Source organism: Streptomyces sp. D2-8 (assembly GCF_023184515.1).
Classification (GTDB): domain Bacteria; phylum Actinomycetota; class Actinomycetes; order Streptomycetales; family Streptomycetaceae; genus Streptomyces.
Genome location: NZ_JAAHBP010000017.1, coordinates 219,815 through 227,735, shown reverse-complemented (window position 1 = coordinate 227,735; position 7,921 = coordinate 219,815). Strand labels below are relative to the sequence as shown.

General features: G+C 70.6%; 6 protein-coding genes. 3 read left to right on the top strand and 3 right to left on the bottom strand.

Annotated features, from left to right (window positions below):
• Positions 1–161 precede the first annotated feature (161 nt).
• Positions 162–1,334 (bottom strand): winged helix-turn-helix domain-containing protein, encoded by a 1,173-nt coding sequence (locus G3I77_RS27210; protein ID WP_248507946.1) that lies wholly within the window; start codon positions 1,332–1,334, stop codon positions 162–164.
• Between the two features lie 69 nt (positions 1,335–1,403).
• The gene (locus G3I77_RS27205; RefSeq protein WP_248507945.1) at positions 1,404–1,970 is read right to left on the bottom strand and encodes a GNAT family N-acetyltransferase; all 567 of its coding nucleotides are present in this window, start codon (positions 1,968–1,970) and stop codon (positions 1,404–1,406) included.
• A 280-nt stretch (positions 1,971–2,250) separates the two neighbouring features.
• On the opposite strand from G3I77_RS27205, the gene secA reads away from it, so the two are divergent.
• Entirely contained in the window at positions 2,251–5,097 is a 2,847-nt protein-coding gene (secA, locus tag G3I77_RS27200) for a preprotein translocase subunit SecA (protein WP_248507944.1), read from the top strand.
• 83 nt (positions 5,098–5,180) lie between these two features.
• Here secA and G3I77_RS27195 read toward each other — a convergent pair whose 3' ends face one another.
• Positions 5,181–5,984 (bottom strand): Rv3235 family protein, encoded by an 804-nt coding sequence (locus tag G3I77_RS27195; RefSeq protein ID WP_248507943.1) that lies wholly within the window; start codon positions 5,982–5,984, stop codon positions 5,181–5,183.
• 558 nt (positions 5,985–6,542) lie between these two features.
• On the opposite strand from G3I77_RS27195, the gene G3I77_RS27190 reads away from it, so the two are divergent.
• The gene (locus G3I77_RS27190) at positions 6,543–7,058 is read left to right on the top strand and encodes a hypothetical protein (RefSeq protein ID WP_248507942.1); all 516 of its coding nucleotides are present in this window, start codon (positions 6,543–6,545) and stop codon (positions 7,056–7,058) included.
• Positions 7,059–7,127: 69 nt separating this feature from the next.
• A complete protein-coding gene (locus tag G3I77_RS27185) occupies positions 7,128–7,793 on the top strand; it encodes an HAD family hydrolase (RefSeq protein ID WP_248507941.1) in 666 nt (221 codons plus the stop codon).
• Positions 7,794–7,921 lie beyond the last annotated feature (128 nt).

The window sequence follows — 7,921 nt, the reverse complement described above, 5'->3', positions numbered from 1 at the left end:
CAGCTGCAAGGCGGAGGAGGGCGTCGACGCGATGGGGGTCCCCCCTGCTCGAGCGAAGCCGAGAGCTTGGGGGAGTCGGCAACCGACGACAACGCGGCAGATGCGCGTGCCAGGCCCCGCGTCTGCGACCTGATCGAAACGACAGGCCCCAGGGGCCGGGCTCAGCCGAGAACGTGGGCGAGTTCCGTTGTCAGGGGCTCGCGCAGGTCCGGTGTGTCGACCCGTTCCACGCGAACGTCCGTGCAGTCCACCCAGGTCGCCGCCTCCGCCAGGGCCTGGGCGACGGCCGGGACCGCCTTCGGGCCGTCGAGCGTGACCTGCTTGGCCACCAGGGTGCGGCCCTCGCGGGCCGGGTCCACACGGCCGACGAGCTGCCCGCCGGCCAGCACCGGCATCGCGAAGTAGCCGTACACGCGCTTCTGTTTGGGGACGTAGGCCTCCAGGCGGTGCGTGAAGCCGAAGATCCGCTCCGCGCGCGCCCGTTCCCAGATCAGGGAGTCGAAGGGCGACAGGAGCGTGGTGCGGTGGCGGCCGCGCGGGGGCGTCTCCAGGGCCGTGGGGTCGGCCCAGGCCGGCTTGCCCCAGCCCTCGACCGAGACCGGGACCAGGCCCGAGTCGGCGATCACCGCGTCGACCTGCTCGCCCTTGAGACGGTGGTAGTCGGCGATGTCCGCGCGGGTACCGACGCCGAGGGAGCGGCCCGCCAGGCGGACCAGGCGGCGCAGGCACTCGGTGTCGTCCAGCTCGTCGTGCAGCAGCTCCTCGGGGACGGCGCGCTCGGCGAGGTCGTAGACGCGCTTCCAGCCGCGGCGCTCCACGCAGACCACCTCGCCGTACATCAGGGCGCGTTCGACGGCGACCTTGGAGCCGGACCAGTCCCACCAGTCGTTCGTCTTCTTCGCACCGCCCAACTCCGTGGCGGTGAGGGGGCCTTCGGAGCGGAGCTGCTTGATGACCCGGTTGTAGGCGTCGTCGGGGAGTTCGTGGTTCCAGTGCGGCCGGTTGCGGTAGGCGCGGCGGCGGAAGGCGAAGTGGGGCCACTCCTCGATGGGGAGGATGCAGGCGGCGTGGGACCAGTACTCGAAGGAGTGCGTGTCCTGCCAGTAGGCGTCCTCGACTGTCTTTCGACCCACCGCGCCCAGGCGGGCGTACGGGACCAGTTCATGGGAGCGGGCCAGGACCGAGATGGTGTCGAGCTGTATCGCGCCCAGGTGGCGGAGGACGCCACGGACGCCGGAGCGGCGGTCGGGCGCGCCGAGGAAGCCTTGGGCACGGAGCGCGATTCTGCGGGCCTCGTCTGCGGAGAGGTCTGCGGTGGGGCGCGGGGTGGTCATGGGCGCAGAGTAGGGGGTGGGACTGACAACGGGGTGTGACCTGCGAGTTTGCGAGGGCGGCCGAGCCGGTCAGCGTGCCGGCAGATACGGGGCCGTGGACGGCAGGCCCATGTCCGAGGGGAGCAGGGAGCCCACCCAGGTGTCCTGGCGTACTCCCTTGTTGTTCGTCGCGGAGCGCAGCGTGCCCTCGATCGTGAAGCCCGCTCGTTCCGCCACCGCGCGGGAAGCCCGATTGCCCACCTCCGCGCGCCATTCGACGCGGTCGAGCGCGGCGTGGGTGAAGGACCAGCGGCATGCGGTGAGGGTGGCCTCGGTGATGTAGCCGTTGGCGCGGTGCTGCTTCGCGGCCCAGAAGCCGATCTCGCCCATGCCCAGCGCGCGCATCGTGATGCCGAGCATGCCCGCCAGTTCTCCGGAGTGCAGGAAGACGCCGAAGGTGAACATGGAGCCGTCCGCCCAGCCGTCCGGGACCAGTTGTTCCGTGAAGCTCCGGGCGTGCTCGCGCAGGTAGGGCGAGGGGATCGTGGACCATCGCTGGATGTCGGGGTCCTGGCAGGTGTCGTACACCGCGTCGGTGTCCTGGGGGCCCACCGCGCGCAGCAGGAGGCGGTCCGTGGTGAGGGTGACGGGGTCCATCGGCCGATTCTGCTCGGAGGCCGACCGCGACACCATCGGTTTGCCATCAGTGAGGGGGCGATCACGCTTTGTGCATTTCGGTGGAGAGACGCGGCACTATCCGAGAGGGCCGCACGTTGTCCTCTGTGGAGCAGACGTGAATCAGAATTGAAGCAGCGGACGGTCGCCGTCACGGCAGGCCCTCCCGGCGCGGTGGTGTCCTCGCATACGATGGCCGTTGCTCAGTAAGTCAAGTGGTAACCGACCGTCCCAGGCCCGACCGGCAAGGAGACCAACCCCCGTGTCCGTCCTCTCGAAGATCATGCGTGCCGGCGAAGGCAAGATCCTGCGCAGGCTGCACCGCATCGCGGACCAGGTCAAGTCCATCGAGGAGGACTTCGTCGACCTCTCCGACGCCGAGCTGCGGGCCCTCACCGATGAGTACAAGCAGCGCTACGCCGACGGCGAGACCCTGGACGACCTGCTGCCCGAGGCGTTCGCCACCGTCCGCGAGGCCGCCAAGCGCGTCCTCGGCCAGCGTCACTACGACGTGCAGATGATGGGCGGCGCCGCCCTGCACATGGGCTATGTGGCGGAGATGAAGACCGGTGAGGGCAAGACCCTCGTCGGCACGCTGCCGGCGTACCTGAACGCCCTGTCCGGCAAGGGCGTCCACATCATCACGGTCAACGACTACCTGGCCGAGCGCGACTCCGAGATGATGGGCCGCGTCCACCGGTTCCTGGGCCTGGAGGTCGGCTGCATCCTCGCCAACATGACGCCGGCTCAGCGCCGCGAGCAGTACGCCTGTGACATCACGTACGGCACGAACAACGAGTTCGGCTTCGACTACCTGCGCGACAACATGGCGTGGTCCCAGGACGAGCTCGTCCAGCGCGGCCACAACTTCGCCATCGTCGACGAGGTCGACTCCATCCTCATCGACGAGGCCCGTACGCCGCTGATCATCTCCGGCCCGGCCGACCAGGCCACCAAGTGGTACGGCGACTTCGCCAAGCTGGTCAGGCGCCTCAAGCGCGGCGAGGCCGGCCAACCCCTCAAGGGCATCGAGGAGACCGGCGACTACGACGTCGACGAGAAGAAGCGCACGGTCGCCATCCACGAGTCCGGCGTCAGCAAGGTCGAGGACTGGCTGGGCATCGACAACCTCTACGAGTCGGTGAACACCCCGCTTGTGGGCTACCTGAACAACGCCATCAAGGCCAAGGAGCTCTTCAAGAAGGACAAGGACTACGTCATCATCGACGACGAGGTCATGATCGTCGACGAGCACACCGGACGTATCCTCGCCGGCCGTCGCTACAACGAGGGCATGCACCAGGCGATCGAGGCGAAGGAAGGGGTGCCGATCAAGGACGAGAACCAGACCCTTGCCACGATCACCCTCCAGAACTTCTTCCGCCTCTACAAGCGCCACGACCACAACGGCAAGGAACAGCCCGGCCTGTGCGGCATGACCGGTACGGCGATGACCGAGGCCGCCGAGTTCCACCAGATCTACAAGCTCGGCGTGGTGCCGATCCCGACCAACCGGCCGATGGTCCGCGCCGACCAGTCGGACCTGATCTACCGGACCGAGGTCGCCAAGTTCGAGGCGGTCGTCGACGACATCGAGGAGAAGCACCGCAAGGGCCAGCCGATCCTCGTGGGCACCACCTCGGTCGAGAAGTCCGAGTACCTCTCGCAGCAGCTCAGCAAGCGCGGCATCCAGCACGAGGTGCTGAACGCCAAGCAGCACGACCGGGAGGCGACGATCGTCGCCCAGGCCGGCCGCAAGGGCGCCGTCACGGTGGCCACCAACATGGCCGGCCGTGGCACGGACATCAAGCTCGGCGGCAACCCCGAGGACCTCGCCGAGGCGGAGTTGCGCCAGCGCGGCCTCGACCCCGAGGAGCACATCGAGGAGTGGGCGCACGCCCTGCCCGAGGCGCTCAAGCGGGCCGAGAAGGCCGTCCAGGCCGAGAAGGACGAGGTCGAGAAGCTCGGCGGGCTCTACGTGCTGGGCACCGAGCGTCACGAGTCGCGGCGCATCGACAACCAGCTGCGCGGTCGTTCCGGCCGTCAGGGCGACCCGGGCGAGTCCCGCTTCTACCTCTCCCTCGGTGACGACCTGATGCGGCTGTTCAAGGCCCAGATGGTCGAGCGCGTGATGTCGATGGCGAACGTCCCGGACGACGTGCCGATCGAGAACAAGATGGTCACGCGCGCGATCGCCTCCGCCCAGTCGCAGGTCGAGCAGCAGAACTTCGAGACGCGTAAGAACGTCCTGAAGTACGACGAGGTTCTCAACCGCCAGCGCGAGGTCATCTACGGCGAGCGGCGCCGCGTCCTGGAGGGCGAGGACCTGCACGAGCAGGTGCAGCACTTCATGGACGACACCATCGACGCCTATGTCCAGGCCGAGACCGCCGAGGGCTTCCCGGAGGACTGGGACCTCGACCGGCTGTGGGGTGCCTTCAAGCAGCTCTACCCGTGCAACGTCACGATCGAGGAGCTGGAGGAGGCGGCCGGCGACCGGGCCGGGCTGACCGCCGAGTTCATCGGCGACTCCATCAAGGACGACATCCACGATCAGTACCAGGCGCGCGAGAACCAGCTCGGCTCCGAGATCATGCGTGAGCTGGAGCGCCGCGTCGTGCTGTCGGTCCTCGACCGCAAGTGGCGCGAGCACCTCTACGAGATGGACTACCTCCAGGAGGGCATCGGCCTGCGCGCCATGGCGCAGAAGGACCCGCTGGTCGAGTACCAGCGCGAGGGCTTCGACATGTTCACCGCCATGATGGAGGGCATCAAGGAGGAGTCCGTCGGCTACCTGTTCAACCTGGAGGTCCAGGTCGAGCAGCAGGTCGAGGAGGTCCCGGTCGAGGACACCAAGCCGGTGGCCGACCTCGAGAAGCAGGACGCGGTGCCGGCGCAGGCGGGCTCCCGGCCGGAGATCCGCGCCAAGGGGCTCGACGTCCCGCAGCGGCGCAACCTGCACTTCTCCGCGCCGACGGTCGACGGCGAGGGCGGCACCATCGAGGGCGACTTCAACGAGGACGGCGAGCCGGTGCGCTCCGAGTCCGACGGTCTGACGCGCGCGGAGCGGCGCAAGCAGGCGCGGGGCCGGGGGCGCCGCAAGAAGTGACGGTTGCCGAGGCGCCGTAGCGGCTGGAGGGGCCGGACACCTGAGGGTGCCCGGCCCCTCCTCCTGTTGGGCCGTGGTCGACGTCAGTCGGCCTCCGGGCGGGGCGGGCGGGGGCCGCCGAGTTCCACCGCTGTGCAGCGCCAGCGGCGGTCCTGGCCGAGTTCCAGGCGGAAGGCCATGGCGCGCAGCCGCTCACCGGCGCCGATGCGGGCGAAGGCCTCGATGGCGCCCGGGCGGGGTTCGAAGTAGCCGATGTCGCGGACGACGGGACGGACGCCGCGGGTGCGCAGAGGGCCACGTTCGGCCAGCCAGGCCAGTTCGTCGTAGGCGCGGCCGCGGGTGTGACGGAGCATCGAGTGGACGGGCCGGTGGCCGCTCAGGACGGCGACGAGGAGGTCGGCGAAGACGTCGGTGGGGAGGGGCTGAGGGATCGCCGCGTGGCGGGAGCCCTGGGCCGGGACGCGTGGGGTGGCTTCGGTGGAGGCCGGGGCGGCGGCGTCCGTGCGCGCCGGGGCGGTGGTCGCTTCCGTGGCCCTGCGGGGGGCTGTACGGGTCGCGGAGAGGGTCGGTGGGCGTGTGTCCGCCGGGCGGGTGCGAGAGGTCCTGGTGCGCGCGGAGGCCGGTGGGCGGCCGCCCGTAGCCGGGGGCCGGGCCCGACCGTTGCCGGGCGAACGTGGGGGCGCGGCGCCGGCGGGGGCGGGGGGTGTGGCTCCGGAGCCGGTGGGGGTGCGGGGTGTGGTGCCGGGGGTGCCGGGTGCGGTGCTTACGGGAGGGCGGGGTGTGGTGCTGCCGGGGGCGCGTGGAGGAGTGCTCGTCGGGGTGTGTGGTGCGGTGCTCGCGGGGATGCCGGATGCGGTGCCGGCGGGGGTGCCGGGCGGGGTGCTCATGAGAGAGCGGGGTGCTGTGCTGTCGGGGGCGCGGCGCGCGGTGGCGGCGGGAGTGCGGGGCGTGGTGCCCGCGGGTGCGCTGGGTGCTGTGCCTGGCTCGGGGCCGGCGGGAGTACCCGGCGCGGTGCTGCCAGGGCCGCGCGGCGTGCTGCTCACAGCAGGGCGGGGTGCCGTCGGTGGCGCGGGGCGGTGTGCGTCCCGGCGGGTCGGTGGGTGGGTGGTCGGGCGGTGCTGGGTCCTGGTCATGACCTTGCGCATGGGGGTCCCCGTTTCGTGGGCCCGGTGGATACCGGGGAGTAACTTCGGGTTGGTGATCTTGTACGGGGTCGGCGGGGGCGGCGGCAAGGAAGCGGGATTCGGGTCGCGGGCGCCGGAATGTTCACCTATCCGGGTGACGTCGGGGGCGTGGAGCCCGAGGGCACGGGGATGCGCCGGGTGAATTCCGGGCCCCGGGTGGACGCGTCCGGCGTCACGGGGCGGGACTCGAAAGGGGACGCCCCGCACGTATCCTGAAGGCCCTCCGGAGCCCTCCGACCACGACCACGAAAGCGGCCAGCCATGCGTGTCTACGTGCCCCTGACCCTCCCCGGTCTCGCCGAGGCGTACCGGACGTGTGAGCTGGGAGATGGGCCGTTCGTCGCCTACGCCGTGACGCCCGGGCTGCGCGAGTGGTACGTCTCCGACGACATCGAGGAACTGGAGTACGCGGCGCTCGGCCGGGCGGCGCTGGCCTCGCTGCGCCTGCTGGCGGCCGAGCCCGGGGCGCCGCGGCGCCGGGTCGTGATCGCCGTCGACGTGGCCGACCGGGCCGCGAGTGCCGATCCGGGCCGGGGGCTCGATCCGGCGGCGCCGGGGGAGGTGCGGGTCGCGGGCCCGGTGCCGCTGGGCAAGGCCGCGTCGGTGCACGTCGACGCGGCGGAGGCGGAGGCCGGTGTGACGGCGGCCGCCGCGGCGCTGCCGGCGGCGGACGGCGGCGACGAGGACGCGCAGCACGTCGTGGACGGGGCGGAGGATCACGAGCTGCTGTGGTTCGCCACGCAGGAGATCGCCAACCTGGTGGGACGCGGGGACTGAACCGGCCGCAGGGGGCGCGTCGAGGTGCCGTTCTCTTGATTGTCAGTGGGGGCGGGTACGTTTTTGGGCATGGGGACGAAGACGGGCGCGCACATTGTCTGGGACTGGAACGGGACGCTGTTCCACGACATCGACGCGATCATCGGGGCGACGAACGCGGCCTTCGCCGAGCTGGGGCTGGAGGCGCTGACGCTGGAGAAGTACCGGGAGCTGTACTGCGTACCGGTGCCGAAGTTCTATGAGCGGCTGATGGGGCGGCTGCCGACCGAGGCCGAGTGGGAGGCCATGGACGACATCTTCCACCGGTACTACGCCGAGCACCGGACGGCGTGCGGGCTGACGGTGGGGGCCGCGGAGCTGCTGGCCGGGTGGCGGTCGGCCGGGCGCAGCCAGTCGATGCTGAGCATGTACGTGCACGAGGAGCTCGTTCCGCTGGTGCGTGGGTTCGGTATCGAGCCGCACTTCATACGGGTGGACGGGCGGACCGGGCCGTCGGGTGGCAGCAAGGCCGAGCACATGGTGCGGCACCTGGCGTCGCTGAGCGGGGTGGCGCCGGAGCGGACCGTGGTGATCGGGGATGCGGCGGATGACGCGGTGGCCGCTCTGCATGTGGGGGCCCGGGCCGTGCTGTACACCGGCGGGTCGCACAGCCGGGTGAGTCTGGAAGCCGTCGGGGTTCCTGTCGTGGACACGCTGGAGGAAGCGGTTGCGGAGGCGGAGCGGCTCGCGGCCTGACCGAATCGCGTAGCGGCACTGTGCAGAACGTCAAACTTCCAGGGCTGGTTTTGTACACATACGGCTCATGACGGAGCCCCTGTGAGGAGCGATAGCCTTGGTGGCGTGATCAGCGCGATAGTTCGCGG